Annotated in this window: 27 protein-coding genes and 1 tRNA gene; 19 read left to right on the top strand and 9 right to left on the bottom strand. The window is 63.1% G+C overall.

Going from position 1 to position 25,775, the window contains the following annotated elements; all coding sequences use genetic code 11:
* The first annotated feature begins 2 nt into the window (after positions 1–2).
* From ACERIT_RS09155 to ACERIT_RS09210, 12 genes are all read left to right on the top strand, one after another.
* Complete coding sequence (locus ACERIT_RS09155) at positions 3–866, top strand: 2-oxoacid:ferredoxin oxidoreductase subunit beta (RefSeq protein ID WP_373674546.1); 864 nt, start codon at positions 3–5, stop codon at positions 864–866.
* 109 nt (positions 867–975) lie between these two features.
* Positions 976–2,232, top strand: coding sequence for a digeranylgeranylglycerophospholipid reductase (locus tag ACERIT_RS09160; protein ID WP_373674547.1), 1,257 nt, complete (start codon positions 976–978; stop codon positions 2,230–2,232).
* Positions 2,233–2,323: 91 nt separating this feature from the next.
* Complete coding sequence (locus ACERIT_RS09165; protein ID WP_373674548.1) at positions 2,324–3,061, top strand: hypothetical protein; 738 nt, start codon at positions 2,324–2,326, stop codon at positions 3,059–3,061.
* A 176-nt stretch (positions 3,062–3,237) separates the two neighbouring features.
* Complete coding sequence (locus tag ACERIT_RS09170) at positions 3,238–3,453, top strand: hypothetical protein (protein WP_373674549.1); 216 nt, start codon at positions 3,238–3,240, stop codon at positions 3,451–3,453.
* Positions 3,454–3,657: 204 nt separating this feature from the next.
* Positions 3,658–5,292 carry a TrkA family potassium uptake protein gene (locus ACERIT_RS09175; RefSeq protein WP_373674550.1) on the top strand — a complete coding sequence of 545 codons (1,635 nt, stop codon included), beginning with the start codon at positions 3,658–3,660 and terminating at the stop codon, positions 5,290–5,292.
* Positions 5,293–5,397: 105 nt separating this feature from the next.
* The gene (locus ACERIT_RS09180; RefSeq protein WP_373674551.1) at positions 5,398–5,634 is read left to right on the top strand and encodes a hypothetical protein; all 237 of its coding nucleotides are present in this window, start codon (positions 5,398–5,400) and stop codon (positions 5,632–5,634) included.
* Positions 5,635–5,685: 51 nt separating this feature from the next.
* Complete coding sequence (gene dph5 / locus ACERIT_RS09185; protein WP_373674552.1) at positions 5,686–6,486, top strand: diphthine synthase; 801 nt, start codon at positions 5,686–5,688, stop codon at positions 6,484–6,486.
* Between the two features lie 79 nt (positions 6,487–6,565).
* Positions 6,566–7,867: a pyridoxal-phosphate dependent enzyme gene (locus ACERIT_RS09190; RefSeq protein ID WP_373674553.1), complete on the top strand. Its 1,302-nt coding sequence runs from the start codon at positions 6,566–6,568 to the stop codon at positions 7,865–7,867.
* A 160-nt stretch (positions 7,868–8,027) separates the two neighbouring features.
* Positions 8,028–10,625, top strand: a complete 2,598-nt coding sequence (locus ACERIT_RS09195; RefSeq protein ID WP_373674554.1) for a DNA topoisomerase — start codon at positions 8,028–8,030, stop codon at positions 10,623–10,625.
* A gap of 222 nt (positions 10,626–10,847) precedes the next feature.
* Complete coding sequence (locus tag ACERIT_RS09200; protein ID WP_373674555.1) at positions 10,848–11,906, top strand: DUF4382 domain-containing protein; 1,059 nt, start codon at positions 10,848–10,850, stop codon at positions 11,904–11,906.
* A 129-nt stretch (positions 11,907–12,035) separates the two neighbouring features.
* Positions 12,036–12,740, top strand: a complete 705-nt coding sequence (locus ACERIT_RS09205; RefSeq protein ID WP_373674556.1) for a phosphoglycerol geranylgeranyltransferase — start codon at positions 12,036–12,038, stop codon at positions 12,738–12,740.
* 55 nt (positions 12,741–12,795) lie between these two features.
* On the top strand, positions 12,796–13,449 hold the full coding sequence (locus ACERIT_RS09210; RefSeq protein WP_373674557.1) for a metal-dependent transcriptional regulator: 654 nt from the start codon (positions 12,796–12,798) through the stop codon (positions 13,447–13,449).
* A 6-nt stretch (positions 13,450–13,455) separates the two neighbouring features.
* Here the strand turns inward: ACERIT_RS09210 and ACERIT_RS09215 are convergent, their stop codons facing one another.
* Both ACERIT_RS09215 and btuC read right to left on the bottom strand, forming a co-directional pair.
* Positions 13,456–14,712: a heme ABC transporter ATP-binding protein gene (locus ACERIT_RS09215; RefSeq protein ID WP_373674558.1), complete on the bottom strand. Its 1,257-nt coding sequence runs from the start codon at positions 14,710–14,712 to the stop codon at positions 13,456–13,458.
* On the bottom strand, positions 14,709–15,812 hold the full coding sequence (btuC, locus tag ACERIT_RS09220) for a vitamin B12 ABC transporter permease BtuC (protein ID WP_373674559.1): 1,104 nt from the start codon (positions 15,810–15,812) through the stop codon (positions 14,709–14,711). Before btuC ends, ACERIT_RS09215 begins: the two co-directional genes overlap by 4 nt.
* Before the next feature lie 61 nt (positions 15,813–15,873).
* Here btuC and ACERIT_RS09225 point away from each other — a divergent pair, with 61 nt between their 5' ends.
* The 4 genes from ACERIT_RS09225 to ACERIT_RS09240 are packed head-to-tail and all read left to right on the top strand — an operon-like array spanning position 15,874 to position 18,692.
* Positions 15,874–17,004, top strand: a complete 1,131-nt coding sequence (locus tag ACERIT_RS09225; protein ID WP_373674560.1) for a PGF-CTERM-anchored ABC transporter substrate-binding protein — start codon at positions 15,874–15,876, stop codon at positions 17,002–17,004.
* A 56-nt stretch (positions 17,005–17,060) separates the two neighbouring features.
* Positions 17,061–17,345, top strand: coding sequence for a signal recognition particle subunit SRP19 (srp19, locus tag ACERIT_RS09230; protein ID WP_373674561.1), 285 nt, complete (start codon positions 17,061–17,063; stop codon positions 17,343–17,345).
* A complete protein-coding gene (locus tag ACERIT_RS09235; RefSeq protein WP_373674562.1) occupies positions 17,342–17,572 on the top strand; it encodes an H/ACA ribonucleoprotein complex subunit GAR1 in 231 nt (76 codons plus the stop codon). The genes srp19 and ACERIT_RS09235 overlap by 4 nt, the downstream gene beginning before the upstream one ends.
* A 58-nt stretch (positions 17,573–17,630) precedes the next feature.
* On the top strand, positions 17,631–18,692 hold the full coding sequence (locus ACERIT_RS09240) for a presenilin family intramembrane aspartyl protease PSH (protein WP_373674563.1): 1,062 nt from the start codon (positions 17,631–17,633) through the stop codon (positions 18,690–18,692).
* Positions 18,693–18,764: 72 nt separating this feature from the next.
* Here the strand turns inward: ACERIT_RS09240 and ACERIT_RS09245 are convergent, their stop codons facing one another.
* From ACERIT_RS09245 to ACERIT_RS09255, 3 genes are all read right to left on the bottom strand, one after another.
* Entirely contained in the window at positions 18,765–18,971 is a 207-nt protein-coding gene (locus ACERIT_RS09245) for an HVO_2922 family protein (RefSeq protein ID WP_373674564.1), read from the bottom strand.
* Positions 18,972–19,145: 174 nt separating this feature from the next.
* A tRNA-Ser gene (locus ACERIT_RS09250) sits at positions 19,146–19,229 on the bottom strand.
* 170 nt (positions 19,230–19,399) lie between these two features.
* The gene (locus ACERIT_RS09255; protein ID WP_373674565.1) at positions 19,400–19,888 is read right to left on the bottom strand and encodes a DUF2267 domain-containing protein; all 489 of its coding nucleotides are present in this window, start codon (positions 19,886–19,888) and stop codon (positions 19,400–19,402) included.
* A 154-nt stretch (positions 19,889–20,042) separates the two neighbouring features.
* Here ACERIT_RS09255 and ACERIT_RS09260 point away from each other — a divergent pair, with 154 nt between their 5' ends.
* The gene (locus tag ACERIT_RS09260; protein ID WP_373674566.1) at positions 20,043–20,699 is read left to right on the top strand and encodes an HAD family hydrolase; all 657 of its coding nucleotides are present in this window, start codon (positions 20,043–20,045) and stop codon (positions 20,697–20,699) included.
* Between the two features lie 31 nt (positions 20,700–20,730).
* Here ACERIT_RS09260 and ACERIT_RS09265 read toward each other — a convergent pair whose 3' ends face one another.
* The 4 genes from ACERIT_RS09265 to ACERIT_RS09280 form a co-directional block, all read right to left on the bottom strand.
* A complete protein-coding gene (locus tag ACERIT_RS09265; RefSeq protein WP_373674567.1) occupies positions 20,731–21,276 on the bottom strand; it encodes a halocyanin domain-containing protein in 546 nt (181 codons plus the stop codon).
* A 189-nt stretch (positions 21,277–21,465) separates the two neighbouring features.
* On the bottom strand, positions 21,466–22,413 hold the full coding sequence (locus tag ACERIT_RS09270) for a hypothetical protein (RefSeq protein ID WP_373674568.1): 948 nt from the start codon (positions 22,411–22,413) through the stop codon (positions 21,466–21,468).
* A 197-nt stretch (positions 22,414–22,610) separates the two neighbouring features.
* Positions 22,611–22,823 (bottom strand): DUF2892 domain-containing protein, encoded by a 213-nt coding sequence (locus tag ACERIT_RS09275; RefSeq protein ID WP_373674569.1) that lies wholly within the window; start codon positions 22,821–22,823, stop codon positions 22,611–22,613.
* A gap of 59 nt (positions 22,824–22,882) precedes the next feature.
* Positions 22,883–23,533: a dienelactone hydrolase family protein gene (locus tag ACERIT_RS09280; RefSeq protein ID WP_373674570.1), complete on the bottom strand. Its 651-nt coding sequence runs from the start codon at positions 23,531–23,533 to the stop codon at positions 22,883–22,885.
* Positions 23,534–23,639: 106 nt separating this feature from the next.
* Here ACERIT_RS09280 and ACERIT_RS09285 point away from each other — a divergent pair, with 106 nt between their 5' ends.
* Positions 23,640–24,281 carry a phosphoribosyltransferase gene (locus ACERIT_RS09285; protein ID WP_373674571.1) on the top strand — a complete coding sequence of 214 codons (642 nt, stop codon included), beginning with the start codon at positions 23,640–23,642 and terminating at the stop codon, positions 24,279–24,281.
* Between the two features lie 152 nt (positions 24,282–24,433).
* Entirely contained in the window at positions 24,434–25,651 is a 1,218-nt protein-coding gene (locus ACERIT_RS09290; protein WP_373674572.1) for a CBS domain-containing protein, read from the top strand.
* The last annotated feature ends 124 nt before the right edge of the window (positions 25,652–25,775 follow it).

The raw sequence follows: 25,775 nt of genomic DNA on the forward strand, positions 1-25,775 counted from the left end.
CAATGAGCTCAGACGTTCGATTCACCGACTTCAAAACGGATAAACAGCCGACGTGGTGTCCGGGGTGCGGGGACTTCGGTACGATGAACGGGATGATGAAGGCCCTCGCGGAGACGGGCAACGATCCCGACAATACCTTCTTGGTCGCTGGCATCGGCTGTTCGGGAAAGATCGGGACCTACATGAAAAGCTACGCGCTCCACGGCGTTCACGGTCGCGCGCTTCCCGTGGGAACCGGGGTCAAACTCGCTCGTCCCGACATCGAGGTCATGGTGGCCGGCGGCGACGGCGACGGCTACTCGATCGGCGCGGGTCACTTCGTTCATGCAGTCCGACGAAACGTCGACATGACCTACGTCGTGATGGACAACCGCATCTACGGGCTCACGAAGGGGCAGGCATCGCCGACCAGCCGCGAGGACTTCGAGACCTCCACCACGCCGGATGGGCCACAGCAGCCGCCGGTCAACCCACACGCGCTGGCGCTCGCCTCCGGCGGCTCCTTTATCGCCCAGTCGTTCTCCTCGGACGCGCTTCGCCACCAGGAGATCATCCAGGAGGCGATCGAACACGACGGGTTCGGCTTCGTAAACGTCTACTCGCCGTGTGTGACCTTCAACGACGTGGACACCTACGACTACTTCCGCGACTCGCTTGTCGATCTCTCGGAGACCGATCACGATCCGACCGATCGCGAGGCGGCAAAGGAGGTCATCTTTGACTCCGAGGCGGAGTATCAGGGCGTCCTCTATCGTGACGACGAATCGGTCCCCTACGGACAACGGCATGGAGTCGACAGCGACATGTCCGACATCCCGGACGGAGCACCCGAGGATGCGATGGACCTCGTTCGCGAGTTCTACTGAGAGGATACCGGCGGTTCTCCCGTTTTTCGACCCCTTCAAGAGGACGGAACACCCCGAGCGGACGGGGCGTATCAACAACACTCATTAGCGACACGAGACACGTTCGGGTATGAGCGATCGTTTCGACGTGGTTATCGCCGGTGCCGGTCCCGCGGGCGCACAGTGTGCCCGCGATCTCGCGGCGCGGGACTACGACGTTCTCGTTCTCGAGACGGAACCGGAAGCTGAGTTCCCACGTCAAAGCAATAAATCGACCGCAGGCACGTTCCCGTCGATGATGGCCTCTTTCGGCGTTCCCGACGACGTCGTGATGCAATATACCGACGCGGTCGTCCTGGAGTCGCCGAACGACCACTACGTCCGGGATCAGCCCGGTGCAGTCCTCGAATTTGCCGAGTTCAAACGGTGGCTGGTGGCCGACGGCCGCAGCAAAGGGGCCGAATATCGCTTCGATTCACGCGCGACGGCTCCGATCGAGGAGGCCGGCTCCGTCGTCGGCGTCCGATACGACGGATCGACGGAGGTGTACGCCGACGTCGTGATCGACGCGACCGGTCCCGCCGCACCGCTCGCGAAGGCGCTCGACGTCTGTGATCTCAAACGGGAAAACCAGGCGATCGGCATCGAGTGGGAGCTTTCCGGCATCGATCTCGACGCGCCCGGCTATGCCGATCTCCACGACGCGATGATGCTGCGGCTCGATCACGACATCGCGCCCGGCGGCTATTCATGGATCTTCCATACCGGTGGGGACACCGCCAAGGTCGGACTCTGCTATATCCAGAACGACCGCCACCGCGAGCACGCCGACGACGGCTTGACCATCGACGGCTATCTCGATCGCTGGCTCGAATCCGATCCGCGGTTCACGAACGCAAACAGGATGGAGGGACGAGTCCACCGCGGGTCCGCCCATATCCAGTTGCCAAGCGATCTGAGTACCGACGGCTTCATGGCGATCGGCGATACGGTACCGACGATCGATCCGCTGTGGGGCGAGGGGATCCACAAGGGGATGAAATCGGGACGTGTCGCCGCCGCAACCGCCGATCGATGCCTCACTCCGGCCGAACCGGACACCTCCGCCGAGAACATGGCGGTCTATGACGATCTGTGGCACACCGAGGTCGCACCGCGAGTCCGCAAGCGACTGTTGATGACCGAGTTGCTGTATCTCGCCTCGAATGATCGCTACGACCGGCTCATGCGCGATCTCAGAAGTTCCGATGGCGACACGCTAGCACGGATCAACGCCGGCGATCGGAGTGCCTTCCCGAAGCTGTTACACACCAGTGATCTCCGGTTGCTCGGACGATTCGCCAAAGAACGGTTCCTTGAAGGCTCAAGCCGCTGGGGCGATAGCTGATCGGATTCCACTCGCGAACGGACCCTCGAAGCGGAGACCCGCGTCGGAGAAGACACAAAGTTCACGTTACCTCGCGAGTGAGTGGTCTCCAATGGAACGACGGACCCCGGGCTTGCTCGGCGCGATCCGCATCGACGTCGCTCGGCTCCATGCGACGTGGATGGAGCTGGTGTTCCCCCGCCAACTCGACGCGAGCAGCGTCCTCGGCCGGTGGAGACCCGAGACGACACTACAGAAGGCCGCCTACAACCTCTGGGCCGCGATCGGCGTTCCGCTCGTCGTGCTCGGCTATCCCCTGTTGCTCGTGGGATTCGCGACGCGGTATTACGCCGCGCGACTCGACTCGGCCGCGACCCGTCTCGGGATTCTCGGCGCGGTCGGGGTCGCGACGGTGGCGTGGGGCATCCTGACGGTCATCACTCGCATACAACTCTCCGCGGAGGCGTTCCTCGCGGTTGCCGCCGCCAGCGTGGTCGCGATCGTTTCCGCCGGCCTCGCGGCGTTGTTCGCGAACGTCGGTGGCAGGGGTACGAGCGTCGCGTTGGCGTATCCCAGCGCGATGACTGCGCTGTTTCTTCCACCGGTCGTCGCGGCGCTTTTCACCCCCTCGCTCGGCAACGTCATCTTTCCCAACAGTACGGAGCTTGCGGTGTGGATCCTCGATACCCTGCTTGCGTTCGGCGGGATCAACGCGTGGATACGGGCGAACTTCACGCTTGAGGGAACCGGCTACGTGTTGATGTGGTTCGCACTCGCGATCCCGACCGGGTGGCTGCTCGGGCTGCTCGTCGCGCTGGCCGATGTCGTGCGTCCCAAAGACGGTGCCTAACTGGGATCGAACACGTATTCAACGCTTCTGGACGTCGACGCCCGTACACTCGAAGCGGCCCACTGTCCGTTCCAGGTACCAGATCCGCGGCCTCGCCGTGAGATGATCTTCGCGGGAGTCCGTCCGGGGCCTGTAAATCACAATCTATATTTATGTGAATAGAATTACGGGAATATATGGGGCAGCAGACGACTACGGAATCCATCGAGTCGTTACTCGCAAGCGTTCAAGAACACGTTGACGACCCCGAGCTTTCATTTAAACTTCGAACGGCACGACAGAAGGTCGTACTCTGTGACGACAGGCTGAACGAGTACGAAAAAGCCTTGGACAACGCCGAAATCGATCAACAAACCCTCGAAAACCTTCGCCAATTGGGATATCTCAATTGAATCTCCGACGCTTCGCCACTAACCGAACGTAGGCGCTCGCCCCCCTCACGGTGTCAGCAGCGTTGACCGGAAGCGAGCAGGCAGGGAAGGAAGCTATCTCTCGCTATCGACACCGACTCCGGGTCCTCCGACGCGGGAATCGTTTTGGACGACCCTAACGGAGTACTCTCACACTTTTGTTGAACGCACGCCTGAGTCATGGATATGGATAGATGGAAACAACGGGCCGTCGGGTATTTCCTCTTCGTCGGGGTGGCTCTCGTGTTGACTGCGATGGGGTATCAGTGGGGGATGCGGGTGTATGAAGGCCGGCCCCGAACGCTCCTCGACTCGTTTCAGTTTGCCGTCGAGATGTTCACGACGACGGGGTTCGGTGGTGATTCGCCCTGGACGAGCCCGGAGATGCAAGCGTTCATCGCCGTGACCGACTTGCTCGGAATGGCGGTACTCGTCGGCGCCTTACCGGTGTTGGTGGGTCCGCTTTTGGAGCGGGCGTTATCCACCGCGGCCCCACAGAAACTGACTACGGACGTCACCGATCACGTCGTGATCTGTTCGTACACGACGCGGGCGGAAGAACTCATCGAGGAACTCGATTCCAATGCCGTCCCGTACGTGATCGTCGAACCTGACCGCGGCCGAGCGGACGAACTGTACGAGGACGGCCACCGCGTGATCAGAGCAGATCCGGAGTCGACGGAGGGGCTGGAAGCTGCCCGACTCCGATCCGCTCGCGCACTGTTCGCGGACGTGTCGGATCAGGTCGATGCAAGTATCGTTCTCGCCGCGAAGGAACTTGCCGGCGATCTACCCGTCGTGAGCGTCGTCGAGGATGCAAACCGAGAGAAATACCATCGGTTAGCCGGTGCCGACCACGTCCTCTCACCCCGGCAATTACTCGGGGAGAGCCTCGCTCAGAAGGTTACAACTGCTCTCCGATCGCAGGTGGATGAGGCCGTCGAGATCAGTGAGTATTTGCAACTTGCGGAGGTGTCGATCCGGCACGGAAGCGACTTGGCCGGGACGACGTTAGCCGACAGCAGGATTCGCGAACGGTCGGGTGTCAACGTGATCGGGGCCTGGTTCCGTGGCGAGTTCGACGCCTCGCCATCTCCCGACGCAACGCTGATGGCCGGGACCGTTCTGATCGTGTCCGGTCGATCCACCCAGTTAGAACGACTCGTTGAGATGACCCACTCTTCGGTTCGAGAGTTCCAAGTCGGGAAAACGGTCGTCGTCGGCCATGGAACGGTTGGCCGGACCGTCACGAGCGAACTTGATGACGTCGGGATTCCCTACACGGTCGTTGATTGGGTTGACGAGGAGGGCGTGGACGTGGTTGGCGATGCAACTGAAACGGAAACGCTCACTGCAGCCGGGATCGAAGAGGCACAAACCGTGGTTCTCGCGTTACCCGACGATACCACGACCGAGTTCGCAACGCTCGTGGTCCGCGATCTGGCACCCGATACGGAGATCATCACCCGGGTCGAGGAGAACGCAAACGTCTCGAAGACGTACCGTGCCGGAGCGGACTACGTGTTATCCCTGGCAACGGTAACCGGTCGGATGTCCGCGTCCTATCTCCTGGAAAACCGTGATGTGTTATCGTTAAACCAACAAGTCGAGGTTACGCGGACGCCTGCCCCGAAGATCGTCGGGCAAACGATCCAGGATGCGGATATTCGAAAGCAAACCGACTGTACCGTTATCGCCATCAAGCGGAATGACGACGTCATTACCGATATCGGCCCCGAGACGAAGATCACGGACGATGACGAACTCGTTATCGTCGGAACGGACGACGGAATTCGCGAGTTCGAGCGGCTGTTTACCTGAACTCCGATGGCGGAGTCGCCGTTCTCGAGGGTGTGGTGAACGGGACGACTCGTCTGCTCCCGATCACCCGAACGTTGATGCGACTCGAACGGCGATGTAGCGGGTATGGACGAGTCGGATCCTTCGGAACGAATACGATGGCTAACACGGGAGATCGAATCCGAACTCGGAAGCCGAGAGGACGTTACAGGGTTCAAAATCCGATCCACGGAGGATCCCGGAGTTCACGTGCACGTCGAGACGGCGGACGGGACGAAATTATATCACGTGACACTCGAGCACCCTCTCGACGATGCCAAAGAAACCCACTGGAGTTACCTCGGGGAGGTCCGCGAGGAGTGACTCACGCGCTCGTTTCCGGGTTCATAAGCCCGTCCGCATCCGAGTGACGGTATGCTCACGTTCATCGGCCTCGGACTCTACGACGAGCGATCGATAACCGTCGAGGGACAGGAGATCCTTCGTGCGGCCGATCGCGCGTTCGCGGAGTTCTACACGAGTCGACTCGTCGGCGCCGACATCGACGATCTCGAGGCGCACCACGGCATCAACATCGAGGTTCGCGACCGGGCGGGCGTCGAGCAGGATCCCGATCCGATCCTGGATGCGGCCGAGACCGCGGACGTCGCCTTCCTCACCGCCGGCGACACGATGGTCTCGACGACGCACACCGATCTGCGACTTCGCGCCGAGGAACGCGGGATCGACACGCGGGTGATCCACGGAGTCACCGCCCAGTCGGCCGCCTCGGGGCTAACGGGCCTGCAGAACTACCGGTTCGGGAAGGCCGTCACGCTGCCGTTCCCGTACGCCCACGGAGGCGAGTCGGTTCCCGAAAGCGTGATCGAGACGATCGAGGCCAACCGCGAGCGCGGGCTCCACACGATCGTCTATCTGGACATCAAGGTCGGGATGGGTCCACGGGGGCCCGATCCCGATCACGAGGAGTACATGTCGGCCGACCACGCCGCGGACCTGCTCGCGACCGATTGGGCGGACGTTCTCGCGGTCGCGGTTGCCCGCGCGGGCAGTCCGGACCCGATAGTGGCCGCGGATCGCCTCTCGACACTCGCCGAGCGGGACTTCGGCGACCCGCTCCATCTGCTCGTGATCCCCGGCGACCTCCATCACGTCGAGGCGGACGCACTCGCGGGACTGGCGAACGCGCCCGCGGAACTGCTTCCGGAACAGTGACTGGCTCGTCCGATTCCGCGTTGTCCTTCCGCTCGACGCGGACGGGAAGCGATTAGTCGCCCCGTCCGGAAGGGCCGGTATGGAGACGACTCACGCCTTTGAGGGACTCACGTGTCACGAGTGTGGGAGCGACCACGCACTGACCGCGTCGGCTCGCTGTCGCGAGTGTGGCGGGGCGCTCGATCCGTCCTACGACTACGACGCGATCGATCCGGCGACGATCCGGCAAGCCCCGGACGGCGGGAGCGAGAGCACAGGCAGCGAGAGCACGGAGAGCCCGGGGAGCGAGGACGCAGTCGGCGCCAGTAACGACCGGGATTCGGGACTGTGGCGCTTCGAGGCACTCCTGCCGTTTCCGGCCGAAATGGCCGTCTCGGCCCACGAGGGATCAACGCCGCTCGTCGCCGCCGATCGGCTCGCCGCGGAACTCGACGTCGCGAACGTCTTCATCAAGGATGAGGGGAGGAACCCGACCGGGACGGTCCTCGATCGCGGCCTGTCGGTCGCGATGACGGCCGTCGCGGGGCTGGTCGACGCGGACGGATCGAGCGGAGACGGACCGCGCGGCGACGTCGTCGAGCCGCTCGTGTGTGCCTCCCCCGGAAACGCCGGCCAGTCGATGGCCGCCTACGCGGGTCGAACGGACCTTCGGTCGTACGCGTTCGTCCCCTCCCGCTGTGCCTTCTCGAACAAGGCGATGACGAACGTCCACGGCGGAGAGATGCGCGTCGTCGGCGGGCGTCATCCGGACGCCGTCGCGGCGGTCGACGAGCAACTCGCGACCGATTATACCGACCTCGCGGAGTTCGAAACGCCGTTTCGCCATGAGGGGACAAAGACGATCGCCTACGAGATCGCCGCCGATCTGGGGTGGACTGCCCCGGACGTGGTCGTCGTTCCGGTCGCAAGCGGCGAGGTCATCGCCGGGATCGCCAAGGGCTTTCGGGAGCTTTCCGCTCTCGACCTGCTCGAGGATCGCCCCCGGCTGGTCGCCGCCCAACCCGAGGGATGTGCGCCGATCGCCGCAGCCCTCGACCGCGGGATCGACGACCCCGAACCGTGGGGGACCCCCGACACGATCTGTGGCGAACTGGAGATCCCGGATCCGGAAGGGGGTGCGTGGGCGGTCGACGCCGTTCGCGAGAGTGACGGTCGCGGCGTGACCGCCAGCGACGCGGATATCCTCGAGAGCGCGGTCGCAGTCGCCCAACACGAGGTACTGGAGATGGGTGCTGCCGGCGGGGTCGCTCCGGCCGGCGCCTGGAAACTCGCGGAGGATGGGTGGTTCGACGGCGACGAGACGGTCGTCCTCCTCAACACCGACTCCGGGCTCAAAACGCCCGATGTGTTGCGCAGCCATCTAATGGGCAAGGGAATCTGAGGCCGCATCGGGTTCGCGCTCGCGTTCACCTCCGATTTCGCGTCCGCTCTTTGATCCTCGTGAGACCGACTCCGCGTCCGATCCCGGTCCACGGGAGACGATCGCATGCCGACGAGCCGGCACGAAAGGTTTACGCGGAGCAGTTGCCTACCGGACCCCAATGAGTCGCGGCCCCGAGTTGATAATCACCGAAAAGGAGAACGCCGCCAGACGGATCGCGGACATCCTCAGCGGGGAGTCCGCCGAATCCGAGCGGATGAACGGCGTGAACGTCTACAAATGGGGCGGAACGCGATGCATCGGCCTGTCCGGACACGTCGTCGAAGTCGACTTTCCGGCGGAATACGACGACTGGCGCGACGTCGAGCCCGTGGAACTCATCGACGCACCGGTGAGCAAGGAGCCGACGCGGGAGAACATCGTCGCCGCTTTGCGTCGGATCGCGCGCAACGCCTCCCGGGTCACGATCGCGACGGACTACGATCGGGAGGGTGAGCTGATCGGCAAGGAGGCCTACGAGCTCGTTCGCGAGGTGAACGAGGACGTCCCGATCGACCGCGTCAGGTTCTCGTCGATCACCGAAAACGAGGTACAAAGCGCCTTCGCCGACCCGGATGAACTCGATTTCGACCTCGCAGCCGCCGGCGAGGCCCGCCAGGTGATCGATCTGATGTGGGGAGCGGCACTCACCCGATTCCTCTCGCTTTCGGCCCGCCAGCTTGGCGACGATTTCATCTCGGTCGGACGAGTGCAGGGGCCGACGCTCAAGCTCATCGTCGATCGCGAACGCGAGATCCAGGCGTTCGATCCCGAATCCTACTGGGAGCTGTTCGCGGATCTCGAAAAGGACGGTTCTGACGCCTTCCAGGCACAGTACTTCTTCCGAGATACCGACGACAACGAGGCCGAACGCGTCTGGGATGCGGACGTCGCGGAAACGCTTTCGGAGGCGTTGGATGCTGCGACGGACGTGACCGTCGATAACGTTCGGCGTCGGACACGAACCGACGATCCCCCTGCCCCCTTCAACACCACACAGTTCATCCGCGCGGCCGGATCGCTCGGCTACTCGGCCCAGCGCGCGATGTCGATCGCCGAGGACATCTATACGGCCGGCTACATCACGTATCCGCGGACCGACAACACGGTGTATCCCGACGATCTGGATCCCCGCGAGTTGTTGGAGGCGTTCCTCGACTCCGGCTTTTCCGAGGAGGCGTCCTCCCTGCTCGATCAGGAGACGATCGAACCGACCGAAGGCGACGAGGAAACGACGGACCACCCGCCAATCCACCCGACCGGCGAGCTTCCCTCGCGGTCGGACCTCTCCGAGGACGAGTGGGCGGTCTATGAACTCGTCGTGCGACGCTTCCTCGCGACGTGTGCCCCGCCTGCGACCTGGGAGCACCTTCGGGTCCTTGCGCTTGCGAACGACGAGGCGACGACGATCGCGACCGATGCCGACGCCCGCGCCGCGCTCCAGGACCCGGAGGCGGCCGAAGAAGGGATGGAGCCGACGCTTGCGGCCGACGGCGGCCTCCGACTGAAGGCAAACGGCAAACGGCTTCTGGAGGCCGGTTACCACGACGTCTACCCGTACGGCTCCACGAGCGAGACGGTCGTCCCGGACGTCGAAGAGGGCGAGACGCTCGCGATCGACGACCGGCGACTCGAGGCCAAGGAGACGCAGCCGCCGAGACGCTACGGCCAGTCGCGGCTCATCGAGGAGATGGAGTCGCGCGGATTGGGGACGAAGGCGACGAGACACAACGCCCTCGAAAAGCTCTACGACCGCGGTTACATCGAAAACGACCCGCCGCGACCGACCAGGCTCGCGGAGGCGGTCGTCGAGGCCGCAGAGGAGTTCGCGGATCGGATCGTCTCCGAGGAGATGACCGCACAACTCGAGGAGGACATGCAGGCGATCGCCGCCGGCGAGGCCGACTACGAGGAGGTGACCGCCGAATCGCGCGAGCTTCTGGAGGCCGTCTTCGAGGAGCTTTCCGACTCGCGGGAGGCGATCGGTGATCACCTGCGGGAGTCGCTTAAGGCGGATCGGACGATCGGTCCCTGCCCCGAGTGTGGATCGGACCTGCTGATCCGGAAGTCGCGGTACGGATCCCATTTCATCGGGTGTGACGGCTATCCCGACTGTGAGTACACCCTTCCGTTGCCCTCGACGGGCAAACCGATCATCCTGGAGGAGACCTGTGAGGAACACGACCTCCACCACGTCAAGATGCTTGCGGGCCGCAAGACGTTCGTCCACGGGTGCCCGCAGTGTAAAGCCGAGGAGGCGGACGCTACGGAGGATACGGTTATCGGCGAGTGTCCCGACTGCGGCGAGGAACACGGCGGCGAACTCGCGATCAAACAGCTCCGCTCCGGCTCGCGGCTCGTCGGCTGTACGCGATATCCGGACTGTGACTACTCGCTGCCGCTCCCGCGCCGCGGCGAGATCGAGGTGACCGACGAGACGTGCGAGGAACACGATCTGCCACATCTCCGGGTCCACTCGGGCGACGAGCCCTGGGATCTCGGGTGTCCGATCTGCAACTACCGGGAGTATGAGGCCCGCCAGAACGGCTCGGAGCTCGAGACTTTGGAGGGAATCGGCGAGCGGACCGCGGAAAAACTCGAGGACGCCGGTGTCGAGGGCGTGGCGGACCTGAAGGAGGCCGACCCGGACGACATCGCCGACCGCGTCGAGGGGGTTGCCCCGGACACGGTTCGGGACTGGCAGGCGAACGCGGACTGATCGGCGGCCGACCATCGGCTGTTCGGTACGGTTCGGTACGGTTTGGTTCGGTTTGCCACGGTTTGGCACGGTTCGATGCAGCTCCTCGTTCTCGTTTCTGTGTTTTCCGCTTCGATTCCGAGAACCGCATGACTACGGCGTGGTAAACTCGGATTAATCCCGTTGAATTCGACTGGAGTACCGTTCGAATATATCCCCCCAGCGACCCGAGAGAGGAACGTAATGAACCGAAACCGCTCTCGGCTGCTCGATCAGTTGACCGACGACGAATCACCCACTCGCCTGGGACGACGACGGATGATGGCCCTCGGCGCGGGCGTGGGAACGACCCTCCTTGCCGGCTGTACGGGGACGTCGGGGCTTCCCGGATCGGATGGATCGTCTCCGTCCGGATCGAATTTCCGGTTATTGATAAGCGATATGCCGGCCGACATCGGCGATTTCGATCGCCTGGACGTCACCTTCGACAGTGCTCGGATATTCGACGGCGAGGACGACTCCGAGGGTGATGAGGATACGGCGGAGCCCGAGAACGAGACTGAAACCGACTCCGAGAACGAGACGGAGACTGAGTCCGAGACTGAGTCCGAGACTGAGAATGAGACGGAGTTTGAAAACGAGACGGAGTCTGAGAACGAAACTGAGACCGACTCAGAGAACGAGACCGACTCCGACGATCAGGTCGAAACCACGGAGATGGAGGATAGCGACGGCGAGACGGACGACCCCGAGGGAGAGCCCGATTCGGGATCCGACGATCGCGTCGAACGACAGCGGGATTTCTACGTCCTCGATCTCGACGGTGCGACGGTCGATCTGACACAGGTGGTCGACGGCGACGCGATGCCCGTCTTCGAGGGTGAACTGTCGGAGGGCACCTATCAAAAGGTCGAACTCCACGTCTCGGAGATCGAGGGGATCGTCGACGGCGAACAGGTGGAGGTGATGGTCCCGAGCGGGAAGTTGCAGATCACGAAGCCCTTCGAGATCCGGGCCGAAGAGGCAACGAGCTTCGTCTTCGATATCAACGTGGTCAAGCGAGGGAATCAGGCGAGCTACAACCTGAATCCCGTGATCTCCAAAAGTGGCGTCGCAGGGAAGGACGTCGAAGTTGAGGAGGTCGATCCCGAACGGGCGAGCGACGACGACGGCGAGGATACCGAATCGGACGAGGATGCGGCCGACGACGAGGACGATGGAACTCCTTCCGACGATGAAGGAACGCCCTCCGACGACGATGGGACGCCCTCTGACGGCGAGGAAACGCCCTCCGACGAATAATCACCGATGCACTCGCGGTTCCTGTCGTCGAAGTCGCGACGAAACACCGGACTCCCTTCGCGGATCGATCCTCGGTTCCGGCCCGATTCATCGCACCCTTTTTACACCCCGCCGCTGTGGCTCCGTGTAATGACGAACCCGTGGGAGGAGTGGGATCACCTCCTCAAAGTCGATCCCGACAAGGAGCTGTACGGGGATGAGACGTTCGAAGACGTCGTTCGAACCGGCACGGACGCGATCGAGATCGGCGGCACGCTCGGAGTGACTGAGGACAAGATGCAGCGCGTGATCGAAGCGTGCGCCGACCACGACGTTCCGATCTACCAGGAGCCATCGAACCCATCGGTCGTTATCGACTCGCCCGATCTGGACGGCTATCTCATTCCGACGGTGTTCAATGCCGATGACCCGTTCTGGATCGTCGGCGCCCACAAGGAGTGGGTCCGAATCGAGGACGGGCTCGACTGGGGTCGAACCCACACCGAGGCCTACATCGTGTTGAACCCGGAGGCCTCGGTCGCTGAGTACACCAACGCCGATTGTGACCAGTCACCCGAGGATGTCGCCGCCTACGCGAGCGTGGCCGAGCGACTGTTCGGACAGGACATCGTCTACGTCGAGTACTCCGGAACCTTCGGCGACCCGGAGACGGTCGCGGCCGCCGGAGATGCACTCGAGGAGTCCACGCTGTTTTACGGCGGCGGGATACACGACTACGAGACTGCCCGGGAGATGGGAACGCACGCCGACGTCGTCGTCGTCGGTGACCTGCTCCACGACGAGGGCTGTGCGGCCGTCCGCGAGACCGTCGAGGGTGCAACCGACGCGAATTGACTCGGCCGATATCGATCCCGCACGTATTTCCCGGCCCCTCGCTAATGAAAAGATGATGCTTAGCGACGTCATGGAGGACTATCTCAAGGCTATCTACGTCCTCCAGACCGAGAACGGCCCGCCGGTGTCGACCTCCGATATCGCAAAGGAGGTCGAGAAGACGTCGCCGACGGTCACCGACATGCTCGGAAAGCTGGCCGACCGCGGACTCATCGATCGCGAACCATACACGGGCGTCGAGTTGACACCGGAGGGCGAGGCAGTCGCCCTCGAGGTCGTTCGCCACCACCGACTGTTGGAAGCGTATCTGGCCGAACATCTCGATTACGACTGGAGTGAGGTACACGAGGAGGCGGAGCGGCTCGAACACCACATCTCCGAGGAGTTCGAACGCCGCGTCGCCGCCGCCCTTGACGATCCGGACGTCGATCCGCACGGCGACCCGATTCCCAGTGCCGATCTCGAACCCGTCAGCGACGACTCCGTGGGGCTCGCGGAGTGTTCACCCGGCGATCACGTCGTCATCACGCGCGTCTCCGATCGCGACGACGAGGAGTTGGCCTACCTCTCCGAGGCCGGATTGACCCCCGGAACCGAGATCGAGGTCCGCGACGTCGCTCCGTTCGGAATGATCACCGTTCACACGCCCGCCGGCGAGCAGAGCCTGCCGGAGGAGATCGCCGATTCGATACGCGTTCGATCGGCGTAAGACGACTCAGGAGTCCGTCGCTCGATTCCGATCCTCGATATCACGTTTCACGAGAGCCTCGACGGTCGCGACGACCCCATCGATCGTCGACGGCCGGCCTTCGACGGTCGACCGTCCCACCACGACGCGCTCGGATTCGGAGACTGCCTCGACGACGGACCGATTTCCGGCGGCAGGCGCACCGACGACGATGAGCGCCGCGGCTTCCTCGGCACGCTCTCGGGCGGCCGCGGCGGCCTCGTCGTTGATGCCGGCGAACGCCGGAACGAGAATCGGGTCCGCTTCCACCTCGCGAGCGGCCGCCGCCGCGGCGTCACCGGAGGGAACGACCCCGACGCTCGCCTCGAATCCCTCCCTCGCGAGCGCGTGGACGGCCGTCGCCGCCTCCGGACCGGTTCCGACCACGTGGACGCCGCGTCGTTCCGTCTCGTCTTCCTGCACGTCGATGTCGTCCGGAAGCGCGGTGACGAGCGGCGACGTCGATCCGGGCCGTTCGGTGACGAGCGTCCGAGCGTCGAAGGCATCCCGTAGCGTCGAGGCTGTGAGTACCCGTTCCGGCGGTCCACTCGATTTGAGACGACCGTCGGCCAGCAGGGCGAGTTCGTCGCAGTAGCGCGCGGCGAGGTTCAGATCGTGGATCGCCGCCACGACCGTCTTGCCGTCCGCGACCAGATCGCGGACGAGTTCGAGAGTGCGAACGGCGTGGTTGATGTCGAGGCTTCCGGTCGGTTCATCTAAAAGCAGCGTTGGCGTCCCCTGAGCGAGCGCCCGAGCCAGCAGGACGCGCTGGCGCTCGCCGCCGGAAACCGACTCGATCGACCGGTCCGCGAACCGGACGACGTCGGTCCGCTCCATTGCGCGTTTCACCGCGTTCCGGTCCTCGGCCCCCGGCGTGTCGAACCGCGAGAGGTGCGGTGTTCGACCCATCTCGACGACCTCTTCGACGGTGAACGAAAACGGGAGGGCGGTCTCCTGGGGCACCGAGGCGATCCGACGTCCCACCGCACGCGCCGACAGGTCGGTGACGTCGTCCCCCCCGACCGTGACCGTTCCGCGATCCGGGGTGAGGGTGCCACGAAGCGCTCGCAGGAGCGTGGTCTTGCCCGCACCGTTCGGTCCGACGAGTCCGAGGAACGTTCCGCGATCGACGGCGAGACTGACTCCGTCCAACACGGTCAGATCGCCGAAGGAGACGACCAGATCGCGGGCGCGGATCGACGCCATCGGCTCACCATCACGCTCGGAGTGCCGCGGCTCGCTCACAACTCGTGCACCTCCCGGCGTCGGAGCAAGAACAGGAAGAACGGCGCGCCGACGGCCGCGGTGACGACCCCAACCGGAAGCTCGGCGTTGCCGAGCCTGGCAGCCGTATCCGCGACCACGAGGAACGAAGCGCCCGCCAACGCCGCCGTCGGAAGCAGGATCCGGTGGTCCGGACCGACGACCAGCCGGAGCATATGGGGAACGATCAGACCGACGAAGCCGATCACGCCCGTGACTGCCACCCCTGCAGCAGTGATGAGCGACGAGACGCCGAGCAGGACGCGTTTCGTCCGTCCGACGTCGATTCCGAGCCCCTGTGCCTCCTCCTCGCCGAGCAGGAGGACATTGAGATCGCGGGCATAGGCCAACAGGACGGCGAACAGGATCGGGACGACCACGACCGTCACCTGTACCTCCGCCCAGTTTGCCCCGGCGAGATGGCCCATCAGCCAGCCGACGACCTCCCGGAGGCTCTCTTCGGCCTGTAACTGGAGGTAGGAGATGACGGCGCCGAGGAACGTCTGGACGGCGACGCCGGCGAGCAGAAGCGTCGCGACCGGCGTCCGTCCGTTCCTGGTCGCGATCGCGTACACCCCGAAGGCCGCTCCGAGAGCGCCGAGAAACGCCATCCCCTGGAGTCCGATCCATCGAAGCCACGTCGGAAATGCGAGCGGGGCCACGATGAACGCAACCGCACCGACTGCCGCACCAGATGAGACGCCGATGATCGACGGATCGGCCATCGGGTTCCGGAAGAATCCCTGCATTACGGTTCCGGCGGCCGCGAGCGCGAATCCAACGATCGCCGCAAGGAGGATCCGGGGCAACCGGATCCCGACGACGATCTGCCGGTGGAGTTCCTCGATCGGGTAGGAAAACGGTGATACGTATCGCAACTCGATCGCGGGCACGAACAGCGGGCCGGGCATCGAGCGAATCCCGACTTCCGCGCCGACCGGGACCACCAGCGCGTCCAAAAGTACCTTCGCAACCTCCGTCGGGGGGACCCGAACCGGGCCAAGCCCCGCGCTCGCGGTGACGACGACCGCCAAAAGCGCCGTCAGGCCCAGACACCACGTCGCCGTTCGGGTCCGCCGCATGGTGTTACAAACCGGCTTGCAGTAGCTAAATATTTATTGGACTGTCGGCGAGTGGGAGACGATGCGAACACGAACCGCGGTCACCGTGGCGCTCGTCGCGACGATCCTTCTGTCGGGGATGGCGATGCCGGTCGGGGCCGTCCAGTCGATCCCGAGCGGCGCCGACGTCGAGGCGACCCAGGAATCGTGCACGTTCCCGGTCGAGCGGACCGACGCGTCCGGTGAAACGCTTCGCCTCGAGGAGCGCCCCGAGCGTGTGACGACGACGAACCCCTCCGCCGCCCAGACGATGTGGGAGATCGGCGGGCGCTCCCAAGTCGTCGGCGTAACTCGATACGCCTCCTACCTCGAGGGTGCTGACGAGCGGACCGACGTCTCCTCGGAGTTCGGCGTGAGCATCGAGGAGGTAGCCGGCACCGAACCCGATCTGGTGTTGGTCCCGAACACGACTGATGCCGAACAGCTTCAAAAGATGCGTGAGACCGGACTCCCCGTCTACCACCTTCCGCGTGCGCACTCGATCGAGGACATCGCCGCGAAGACGACGACGATCGGCAGGCTCACCGGTAACTGTGAGGGGGCCGCCGAGACGAACGCCTGGATGAACGAGAGCGTCGAGGCGGCGCGCGTGACTGTCGAGGACGATGCCGATCGCCCGACCGTGCTCTACCCACTCGGAAGCGGCTACGTCGCCGCCGGCGACACGTTCATCGACGAGATGATCTCGGCCGCGGGAGCCAGAAACGTCGCCGCCGAGAATCACACCGGCTACCCGCAGCTAAACGCGGAGATCATCCTCCGGATGGATCCCGAATACATCCTCATTACCGACCGCGAGTCGGCGATCATCGAGGAGGAACCCTACGCCAGCACGACTGCCGGCCAGGAGAACAACACGATCTACGTCCCTGTTCAATGGGTCAACCAGCCCGCACCCCGTAGCGTCGTGTACACGGTCGAGAACGTCTCCACGCAGTTGGAGACCGACTCGACGGACGCGACCGCAACCCCCACCGAGACCGACGACGCTTCTCCGGTCGACGATGGGACGGAGACCGCCGAACCCACCGACTCGGCGGACGAGGACGCGACTGCGGAAACGACGGCCGACGACGCGCCCGGATTCGGTCCGGCGATCGCCGCAGTCGCGATCGTCGTGACGGCGCTGCTCTCGCGACGACTCGATCGGTGACGTCAGCGGTCTCCGGCAGTCGAAACGACCTTACGGCCCGGGGACAGCGGATCGATATGGTCGAGAACGTCATCTATCCCGCCTATCTCGACGCCGATCTCTCGCGTGCGGAGGGCCGGCGCGTCCCGCTCGATCTGGCGCTCACGGACCCGACCGTCGACGAGATCGCCCAGGCTGTCCAGCAGGTCGGGTACGACGCAGTCATCGAACGTGAGACGAGCTACTCCCGCGAATACGAAGCGCGCGGGCGCGTCCTCGTTCAAGGTACCGAAGACACGACGAAAAACGACCTCGTGCAGGCCGTCGCCGCCTACATCGGCCTCATTCGGGACGATTCGTGAAGCGCGTCGGCGACGTCGTGCGAACGGCACAGGGCCTCGCGATCGCCCGTGGGTCGCCCGGGGAGGACCCGCCCGAGATCGGCGAGACCGTCGTGGACGAATCGCTGTCGACCGTCGGACGCGTCGTCGACGTGTTCGGCCCGGTCGATCACCCGTACGTGGCGGTGACCCCGAACGAGGGAGTCACGCTCGCCGATCTCCTCGGCGGCAAACTCTACGCACGATGAACGAACCAATGATCGAATCTCAAATCGACACCCGTCCTCCGATCGAAGGGATCGATAGATGATTCCTCGCGAGTATCGGGGCGTCGCGATCGCCGTCGTCCTGTTCCTGATCGTCCAACTGGGTGCGCTCGCGCTCGTCCCGGAGTTCGTCGAGAGTGGCTATCAGCCCGTCGAGGACCCACAGGACCCCACGAACAGTCTCGTGTACATCGTGGCGATCCTGATCGCGACTGGACTGATGCTTGCGGCGTTCCGATTCGAGTTCGATCAGCTGGTTCGGTACGTGATCGTGGGGACTGCCGGGCTGTTGGCGTGGTACGTCTTCGCCGCGCTGATGGATCCCACCCTTGCGGTCGTGCCCTCCGCCGGAGTGTCGGTCGCGCTACTCGTCTACCCCGAGTGGTACGTGATCGACGCCGCCGGCGTCCTGATGGGGGCCGGCGCGGCCGGGCTGTTCGGCATCTCCTTCGGGATCCTCCCGGCGCTCCTGCTGTTGAGCTTCCTCGCGATCTATGATGCGATCTCGGTGTACCGGACCGAACACATGCTCTCGCTTGCGGAGGGCGTGATGGATCTGCGGATGCCGGTCGTACTCGTGATCCCGCTTTCGCTTTCCTACTCGTTTTTGTCCGACGCCGATTCCGCGGACGCTTCCGAGGAGACCGCCGAGACTGCTGTCGAGGAAACCGCCGGGGACGTCCTCCAGGAGGCAACCGGGACCGACGTCAACGAGGACGCCGGGAGACCGAACGATGCACACAAGGATGAGACTGGAACGGACACGGACGAGAGCCCGGCAGCGCCCGACGAGGACGATCGCGACGCATTCTTCATCGGCCTCGGAGACGCGGTCATCCCCGCCGTGTTGGTCGCCAGCGCAGCGACGTTCTCGCCCGCCCCGGATCTCGGGGTTCCGGTCGTCGGTCTCAACCTCCCTGCCCTCTTCGCAATGGGCGGGATTTTCGTCGGACTGTTCGTGTTGTTAGGGTGGGTGATGCGCGGACGGGCGCACGCCGGACTCCCGCTTTTGAACGGCGGCGCGATCGGCGGGTACGTTCTCGGATCCCTCATCGCGGGCGTTCCGCTCCTCGAGGCGCTCGGGATCGCCGGATTCCTGTAACCGAACGTCGGACGGAGGCCCTGCCTCCGCGTAGTGTGGATTCGACGATACGGGAGAGAGCCGTGTTCGGCCCTACTCCATCCCGCCGGTCGGACTGTCGACGGTAACCTGATCCGCATCCGGTGCGTTCTGCTTGACGCTTTTGAGGCCTTGCTCGCATTTCTGCCGGCTTGCGTAGCCTTCCCCGCCGTCGGCGATGATGTTCCCGTTGTCGTGAACGAGCCGCCAGCGCCATTTGCCTTCCCGATCCTCGTACATCTCGAAAGTTGCTTTCGACATGACATGACGTTTGTCGAGCAGGCACTTCGGTGTACCGGTGGTAGTACCGTCGGCGTGCCCCCCGTCGAGGAACCTGAAGTCGAGGAACGACATGTTAGCTGAACGCAGGCGCTACGGACAGCCGCATCTGGAAGGTGACTTCGGAACTGGCGACTGCAATCGTGGATCGCTAGACGGTGGGAGTGGGATTCGAACCCACGAGGCCTCTCGGCCACCTGCTTTCCAAGCAGGCACGATAGTCCACTCTGTCATCCCACCGATCACCGCGTCTGGTTCGTGGCCCGTGCGTGGAAGCGGTGGTGCTGTTCGTGTGGTCCAGTGTTGTTCGTGTGGTCCGGTGCTGGTCCTCTGATTCGTCGCTGAGAGGAATTAGCCCCAGGAAACGTCGGGGCATCCGGAGCCCCGCGTTAGTTGCTTCTTCCGAGGAGCTATCTATCGTCCGCGTCTTCGCTCGGGTTCGCAGCGTCGGGTTGTGGACCACCACCCGTCTGTGCTTCCTGAGCGTCACTCCAGCCGCCGGCGTCGACGATCTCGAAGAGTTGGCCCCAACTCTCCTCGTTGTCACTTTCAGGAAGCGAGTCGCGAAGTTGATGGAAATCGGACTCCGGGGCGACCGTGTGGACGAGGTCCATGATGACGCGTGCGTGGTAGGCCGCATCCGGCGGGTCGGCTTGCTCGATATCACTGACTCGCTCAACGAACTCCTGCCAGTCAAAGCGCTGACCGTGTTCCTGGACTGCTCCGGTCATGTACCACTTGATCTCTATGGGTAGTGACGCGGCCAGATCCTCGGCGTTCCCCTCCGGGATACGCTGCCCCACCGTCATCAGGGTGGCTCGGATCGCCCGCACCGTCTCGCCAGTTCCGGGCAGTTCGAGTCGATGCTGTATCTTCCCTGTGAACTCATCGAAATTCATACAGTAGAAACTCGGAGAGGAACGGCATTAATCAAGACGGTCGTTCCCAGCGCGTGAAAATGAAGGGGGATAACAGTAGCCGCCCCCGGCGTCACAATCGGAGAACACGCGTTTCGGGTGAGGTATTATACGACCTGCGATTAAACACGTACGTATGACGCTCGTTGCCCTCGACTTCGACGGGACGCTCACTCAATCCAACCTCTCCGTCCTCTTGGGCCGGGAGTATGGCGTCGGTGGCGAGGTTCGGGGACTCGTCGAACAGGGACTCCTCGGTGAGGTACCGTTCGGCCAAACGCTCCGTCAACGGGTTTCGCTCCTCGAAGGCATGCCCAAAGAGCAGGTCGACGCCGCCTTCGAGCGGTGTACGCTACGACTCGGCGCTGCCGACCTGATCGCGGAGCTCAGCCGATCCGACGTGTCCGTCGCCATTATCAGTCGGAGTTTCGAGCGCGGTATCGAGTCGGCACTCGAACGAGCCGACGTGACCGTCGATCACGTGATCGCGAACCGGCTCGTGTTCGAAAACGAAGCGGTGACGGGCGACGTCGAGGGGCCATTAGTGGATGGCCAAAAAGACCAAGCAATCGAGGAACTCGCCGTCTCCGAGGGGGTGGACGTGGGACGGACGATTGCAGTGGGCAACGGAGCAACGGATCTTCCGATGCTCAAAATGGCCGGAACTGCCATCGGATTTGAACCGGAGCCGGTCGTCGAGGGATACTGTGACGTCGTCGTGACGTCGATCCGAGAACTCCGGTTGTACTTCGAACAGCATGCCATCATCGATGTCGAAGAAGCCGGCGGGTAAGTCCACTCAGCTCCGAGTACCCGGCCGTCGTTCAGTCGACGACGACGGATCCTTTCATCCCGAGAGATAGATGTGGGACGCAATGATAGAGCGCGACGCCGGACTCATCGAACGTATGTGAGTATTCGTTGTCAGCTCCTGCAACCGAGTCCCCGGAACTGAACTCGTAGTCGGATTCGCCGATCTGGCCGTCCGGTTCGGCTTGGACGTTGTGTTGGCCTCCTTCACCGGTCCATTCCCACCGGATTTCGCTCCCGGCTGAGATCGCCACCGCCGAGGGACCGTATGCAAAGCCGTCGCCGTTGCCTTCCGCACCCACGTCGATCGTGACGTCACCTTCCTCACGGAGATCCAGGATCTCCCCCTCGTATGAGTCGTCGGCGCCACCGATCTCCGTCTCGGTCATCCATTCATCGACGGCGGGATAGTCGTTTCCCGGAATCGTCTCGACCCCGTCACCGTTCCCGCCACCATTGCCGGAACAGCCAGCCAGGCCGATCAGTCCCACAGTTGAGACTGTACCGAGTGACTTGAGGACAGTACGCCGATTCGAATCGACTGAGACGGAGCGTTTCATTTAACGGCTATCCGTTCACGTCACGGGAGGTTAATCCTTTGCCTACCTTTCGATGATCCAAGAACCAGCACAAGACAGGGATGGAATAGTCGGTTTCACGACCATTTCGGAAGGGTCGTGAAACGATGTTTCGGGGGGTGTCTTTCCGATCGAGCCGCGAACGTTCCGCTCCGCCCCGTCACCGAACGGTCACGTGTAGCGAGGGACCGCCAACGCCTCCCGTGGCGGCGCGTACCAGAGGAGATGTTCCCGCCCGAGTTCACCGGGTGATGGACGTCGGTCACGCCCGCTATGAACGGCTCGAGCGACGAGATAGTTAGTACCGAAGTTGAGTCGGAAATAATCCCGAACGAGGCTCTCGGGCAGGGCCGAGGACAGTTCCTCGTATATGGACCGCCCCTTCGCCATCGCAGTTTCACATCCGGACTCCGGAAAGAACTCCCTGGCGAAGAACGCATACCCGTCCTCCCGATCGAGGAACGTCGAAACGACGTCGTCGATCGACATGGCGGGACCCTGACCGAGTGCTGCATCACGAATCCGGTCAGTGAACGGTTCGACGGAGCGCCATTCCGGCGACGGTGAATCCGGCGTTCGATCCTGATAATAGTCGATACAGCAGTCCGGATAGCCGTGTAGCTGTCCTTGATACCGCTCGAACGTGCCGAACGACTCGTTCACGATCGACTCGATGTTTTCACGCAAAACGGCCTCCGGATCCGGTGGATCCTCGTCTCCGAAGAGATAGACGCGAGCGCCATAATGAAGGCGGTTTCCCGTCCGCATCCACTCGGGGACGACGAAACACCGCCCCGGAACGTTCCGAGTGAGATAGCTGATCTCAGGAATCGCTTGTAGTTGCTCACGAAACCGTTGTGACGTCTCCCAGAGGGCCTGCTCGGTCAGTTCATCGATCGCCACGTGAATGTCGTCGTAAGCGCGACGGGAGTCCTCGAGTCTCTCCGTTCGGTGTTCGAAATCCGAGTCCGTATCCAGGTTCCGTAACGCCCACAACTGTCCGGTAAAGTACGTCTCGTCGAGTTGGATGCTCGTCCCTCGTCTTCGTCCGGTGAGAACTGCGTAGCTGTCAAGGGCAGCGAACGTCGGGAGGGCGTATACGTCGTGTGAGAGAGTCATTGATCGTGTCGCCTCGATCTCCGAAGTCGACGTCAGTATTCGTCGCCCGAACTGCCCTTCAACCTCTTCATTTTCATTGCCGATGGACGTAGTAGTGGCTTGACGACGACCTAGTAACGGACCTAGTAAGTCGTATTGCGGGCCCGTGTCCGCTATCTACTCGGGCACGTCCACACCGCGGTGTCCCGGAGTGGTGATCACTCCGTAGTGTCGATTCCTGCAGCCGAGTTGATGGGGCACTTTTGGGTCGTTCCGGTTACGAGGAGGATCGCTCCGATAACGACCGCGACCCCACCGATCACCGCACTCGCGGCCAGATAGCCGGTGAGAGCGGCGATTCCGGCGATAGCGACCACGATACCGATGACGATACGTCCCGTTCGGTCGATTCCGCCGACGTTCTTATCCATGGGTAATCACGGATGCGAGTGGATCGCCGAGTGACATTGCTCTCGGGGATCGTTCCCAGTCACTGAGAATTTGGGAGCGTCTCGGCAAACCAATCGGCTGCCACGTCCGCGACCTCTTCGAGTTCCTCCTCCCGTTCGAAGAGATGCCCCGCTCCCTCGACGACGTGCAGTTCCTTTTCACACGAGAGCTGATCGTGGGCCTCGCGGTTGAGTTCGAGCACCTGCGTATCGGCACCGCCGACGATGAACAGCGTCGGGACCTGGATATCGTCGAGAACCTCGGACGCCATGTCGACGCGGCCGCCACGCGAAACGACGGCGTCGACGTCATCCTCCAGACGTGCCGCTGCTCGGAGTGCGGACGCGGCACCCGTACTGGATCCGAAGTATCCTACGTTTAGATCCTGAGTGGATTCTCGGGTCCAGAGCCACTCCGTCACGGCAACGAGACGGTCCGTCAACAGCGGAATGTCGAACCGGTTCTCGCGCACCTGATCTTCCTCCTCGGTGAGCAGGTCGAAAAGCAGCGTTCCGAGACCCTGATCCCGAATGACCTCCGCGACGAAGTTATTGCGCGGGCTCTTCCGACTCGAGCCGCTCCCATGGGCAAACACCACTAGACCCGTCGCCCCCTCCGGAATTTCGAGCAATCCCTCGAGTTCGACGTCGTCAACCGGGATCCGAAGCGGATCTTCCGTTGTCCGTCCCATGTCCGGGTAAAGGACCTCCGTGGGATTTATCCCCATGGTCATTCCGATTTTCTGGGAATTTCCGCATACTACTGGCCGTTGTCGCACCACCTTCCAGTGAAGGCCCATGCCAGACTCTCGACGATTCAAAGACCGTACCGAGGCGGGCGAACGACTCGGCGAAGCGCTTCAAGAGAGGGACATCGACGTGGACATCGCACTCGCCATCCCTCGAGGCGGGCTACCACTCGGGCGAGCCGTTGCCGATGCGCTCGACGTGCCGCTCGATATCGTCGTCGCCTCGAAGATCGGGGCCCCGGGCAACCCGGAGTACGCCATCGGTGCCGTCGCCAGCGACGGGAGCACCTGGCGAAACGAGGAGGCCTTTCAGCGGGTCGGCGCCGACGAGGAGTACTTTGAACGAGAACGCGAGGTTGAAGCGGAGAACGCACGCCAGAAGGCCGATCGCTACCGAGGCGACCAGCCGGAACCCGACCTGGCTGGCAAAAGCGTCGCCGTCGTCGACGACGGCGTAGCCACGGGCTCGACCGTCAGAGCGTGTCTCCAGCTGCTCGAGAAGACCGATGCCGAACGCATCGTGCTGGCGGTCCCGGTCGGACCGCCCGACACCATTCGCGAGCTCCGGGAGATGGCCGACGAGGTCGTCTGTCTCGAGACGCCGAGCAGCTTCAGAGGGGTCGGACAGTTCTACGAGCGCTTCGAACAGGTTTCCGATGAGGAGGCGATGGCGTATCTGGAGGCGGAGTAAGGGTGCTGTTCGGGAGAATACGTTCGTCGGTTTCCAGATGTTGGGAATGATCCGCGAGTACTTGGGATTTAATAACTGAAGATTATGTGTTGGCAGTACGATTCCGACAGTAGTAAAGAGCGGCAAACCAGAGCGGACATACACTCAGACCCATGGACATCGCTAATATCGTTTCAGAAGACTACGTGGAATTCTCGCCGGAGACCACCGTCTCAAAACTCGCCGGAGCATTTGAGGACCCGACGACCAAAGGCGTCCTCGTGCACGGTGAGGAATTCGAGGGGGTCGTCACCAGACGACAACTCGCTGCGTCACATCACCAGCCGAACGAAAAGCTCGGCTCGCTAGTTTGGCACGTCCCCCGACTCGCACCCGACGAAGACGTCCGTAAGGTCGCCCAGCTCATGATCGATGGGGACTCACATGTCCTTCCAGTGTTCGAAGGACAGGAGTTGATCGGCGTCGTCACCGTCGACGACATTCTCGAGGAAGTCCAGTCGTTCCTCGCTGCAGCAACCGTCTCCGAAGCCGTCACCACCGATCTCGTCACGCTCGATCCGGACTCGAGTTTCGGTGATGCGCTCCATATCTTCAGGGAGAATCGGATCACCCACCTCCCGGTCGTCGAGGATGACTCCGCCGTCGGTATCTTGAGTCTGTATGACGTGACTGACTTCACGGTTCGATCCATAGACCGGAGTCAAGGTGGCGATGCGAGCGGGACCGACTCGTTCGGAGGCGACATCTCCGACAGCGGTGCGCGCGCGCGCCGCGGTGGGTTCGGCGCTCGGGAAGGGGAACTCACGTCGATGTTGGATCTCCCCGTCCGCGACGTCATGGTCTCGCCGGTGCGGACGATTACCCCCGACGAGACGCTCGAGGCGGCCGTCGAGGAGATGTTCGCTATCGATGGGTCCTCGCTGATCGTCACGGTGGACGGACGTCCAAGCGGTATCGTCACGAAGACCGACATCCTCGACTCGCTCACGTGGGAAGCCGGCGGTAATCGATCCGTCCAGATATACGGTATCGATCTGGTAGACGACATGAGCTACGACGACATCGCCGCGATGGTCGAGAAGTTCGACGACAGGGACCACGGAATGAACGTTCTCGACGCGAAGGTCCACCTCCACGAGCACGATGAGACGCTCCGCGGGACGCCGCTCCTGCTCGCTCGCATCCGTCTGCACACCGATCGAGGGCTCTACATCGCCTCCGGAGAGGGGTACGGCGCGAGTCAAGCCATCAACGAAGCACGGGACATCTTGGAGCGCCAGATTCGCGACAAGAAGACCCACGGACGAAGCAAGAAACCCCGAAGCGAGGAGTTTTGGGAGAAGCGATTCGGCTGGATGCTTGAGGAATGATCACCTCACTATTCGATAGTGATGGGGCAAGCAGGCGAGGGTAGCGCATGCCGGGGGCTGACTGTCGGCGACGGAGGTGAGGAGTCTGTCGGTCGTCTCGGTTCCGCCCCCGGCCGAACCCTCG

The sequence above is a fragment of the Halopenitus sp. H-Gu1 genome, assembly GCF_041821145.1.
Classification (GTDB): domain Archaea; phylum Halobacteriota; class Halobacteria; order Halobacteriales; family Haloferacaceae; genus Halopenitus.

Excerpts from the sequence above, each read along its gene's own strand:
- ACERIT_RS09245 (WP_373674564.1), bottom strand. The coding sequence starts at position 18,971 with ATGTCGAAAGCAACTTTCGAGATGTACGAGGATCGGGAAGGCAAATGG.
- ACERIT_RS09155 (WP_373674546.1), top strand. The coding sequence starts at position 3 with ATGAGCTCAGACGTTCGATTCACCGACTTCAAAACGGATAAACAGCCG.
- ACERIT_RS09195 (WP_373674554.1), top strand. The coding sequence starts at position 8,028 with ATGAGTCGCGGCCCCGAGTTGATAATCACCGAAAAGGAGAACGCCGCC.
- ACERIT_RS09265 (WP_373674567.1), bottom strand. The coding sequence starts at position 21,276 with ATGAAACGCTCCGTCTCAGTCGATTCGAATCGGCGTACTGTCCTCAAG.
- ACERIT_RS09165 (WP_373674548.1), top strand. The coding sequence starts at position 2,324 with ATGGAACGACGGACCCCGGGCTTGCTCGGCGCGATCCGCATCGACGTC.
- btuC (WP_373674559.1), bottom strand. The coding sequence starts at position 15,812 with ATGCGGCGGACCCGAACGGCGACGTGGTGTCTGGGCCTGACGGCGCTT.
- ACERIT_RS09270 (WP_373674568.1), bottom strand. The coding sequence starts at position 22,413 with ATGACTCTCTCACACGACGTATACGCCCTCCCGACGTTCGCTGCCCTT.
- ACERIT_RS09200 (WP_373674555.1), top strand. The coding sequence starts at position 10,848 with ATGAACCGAAACCGCTCTCGGCTGCTCGATCAGTTGACCGACGACGAA.
- ACERIT_RS09170 (WP_373674549.1), top strand. The coding sequence starts at position 3,238 with ATGGGGCAGCAGACGACTACGGAATCCATCGAGTCGTTACTCGCAAGC.
- ACERIT_RS09260 (WP_373674566.1), top strand. The coding sequence starts at position 20,043 with ATGACGCTCGTTGCCCTCGACTTCGACGGGACGCTCACTCAATCCAAC.
- ACERIT_RS09180 (WP_373674551.1), top strand. The coding sequence starts at position 5,398 with ATGGACGAGTCGGATCCTTCGGAACGAATACGATGGCTAACACGGGAG.
- ACERIT_RS09280 (WP_373674570.1), bottom strand. The coding sequence starts at position 23,533 with ATGGGACGGACAACGGAAGATCCGCTTCGGATCCCGGTTGACGACGTC.
- ACERIT_RS09255 (WP_373674565.1), bottom strand. The coding sequence starts at position 19,888 with ATGAATTTCGATGAGTTCACAGGGAAGATACAGCATCGACTCGAACTG.
- ACERIT_RS09225 (WP_373674560.1), top strand. The coding sequence starts at position 15,874 with ATGCGAACACGAACCGCGGTCACCGTGGCGCTCGTCGCGACGATCCTT.
- dph5 (WP_373674552.1), top strand. The coding sequence starts at position 5,686 with ATGCTCACGTTCATCGGCCTCGGACTCTACGACGAGCGATCGATAACC.
- ACERIT_RS09240 (WP_373674563.1), top strand. The coding sequence starts at position 17,631 with ATGATTCCTCGCGAGTATCGGGGCGTCGCGATCGCCGTCGTCCTGTTC.
- ACERIT_RS09275 (WP_373674569.1), bottom strand. The coding sequence starts at position 22,823 with ATGGATAAGAACGTCGGCGGAATCGACCGAACGGGACGTATCGTCATC.
- ACERIT_RS09160 (WP_373674547.1), top strand. The coding sequence starts at position 976 with ATGAGCGATCGTTTCGACGTGGTTATCGCCGGTGCCGGTCCCGCGGGC.
- ACERIT_RS09290 (WP_373674572.1), top strand. The coding sequence starts at position 24,434 with ATGGACATCGCTAATATCGTTTCAGAAGACTACGTGGAATTCTCGCCG.
- ACERIT_RS09205 (WP_373674556.1), top strand. The coding sequence starts at position 12,036 with ATGACGAACCCGTGGGAGGAGTGGGATCACCTCCTCAAAGTCGATCCC.
- srp19 (WP_373674561.1), top strand. The coding sequence starts at position 17,061 with ATGGTCGAGAACGTCATCTATCCCGCCTATCTCGACGCCGATCTCTCG.
- ACERIT_RS09190 (WP_373674553.1), top strand. The coding sequence starts at position 6,566 with ATGGAGACGACTCACGCCTTTGAGGGACTCACGTGTCACGAGTGTGGG.
- ACERIT_RS09175 (WP_373674550.1), top strand. The coding sequence starts at position 3,658 with ATGGATAGATGGAAACAACGGGCCGTCGGGTATTTCCTCTTCGTCGGG.
- ACERIT_RS09285 (WP_373674571.1), top strand. The coding sequence starts at position 23,640 with ATGCCAGACTCTCGACGATTCAAAGACCGTACCGAGGCGGGCGAACGA.
- ACERIT_RS09210 (WP_373674557.1), top strand. The coding sequence starts at position 12,796 with ATGCTTAGCGACGTCATGGAGGACTATCTCAAGGCTATCTACGTCCTC.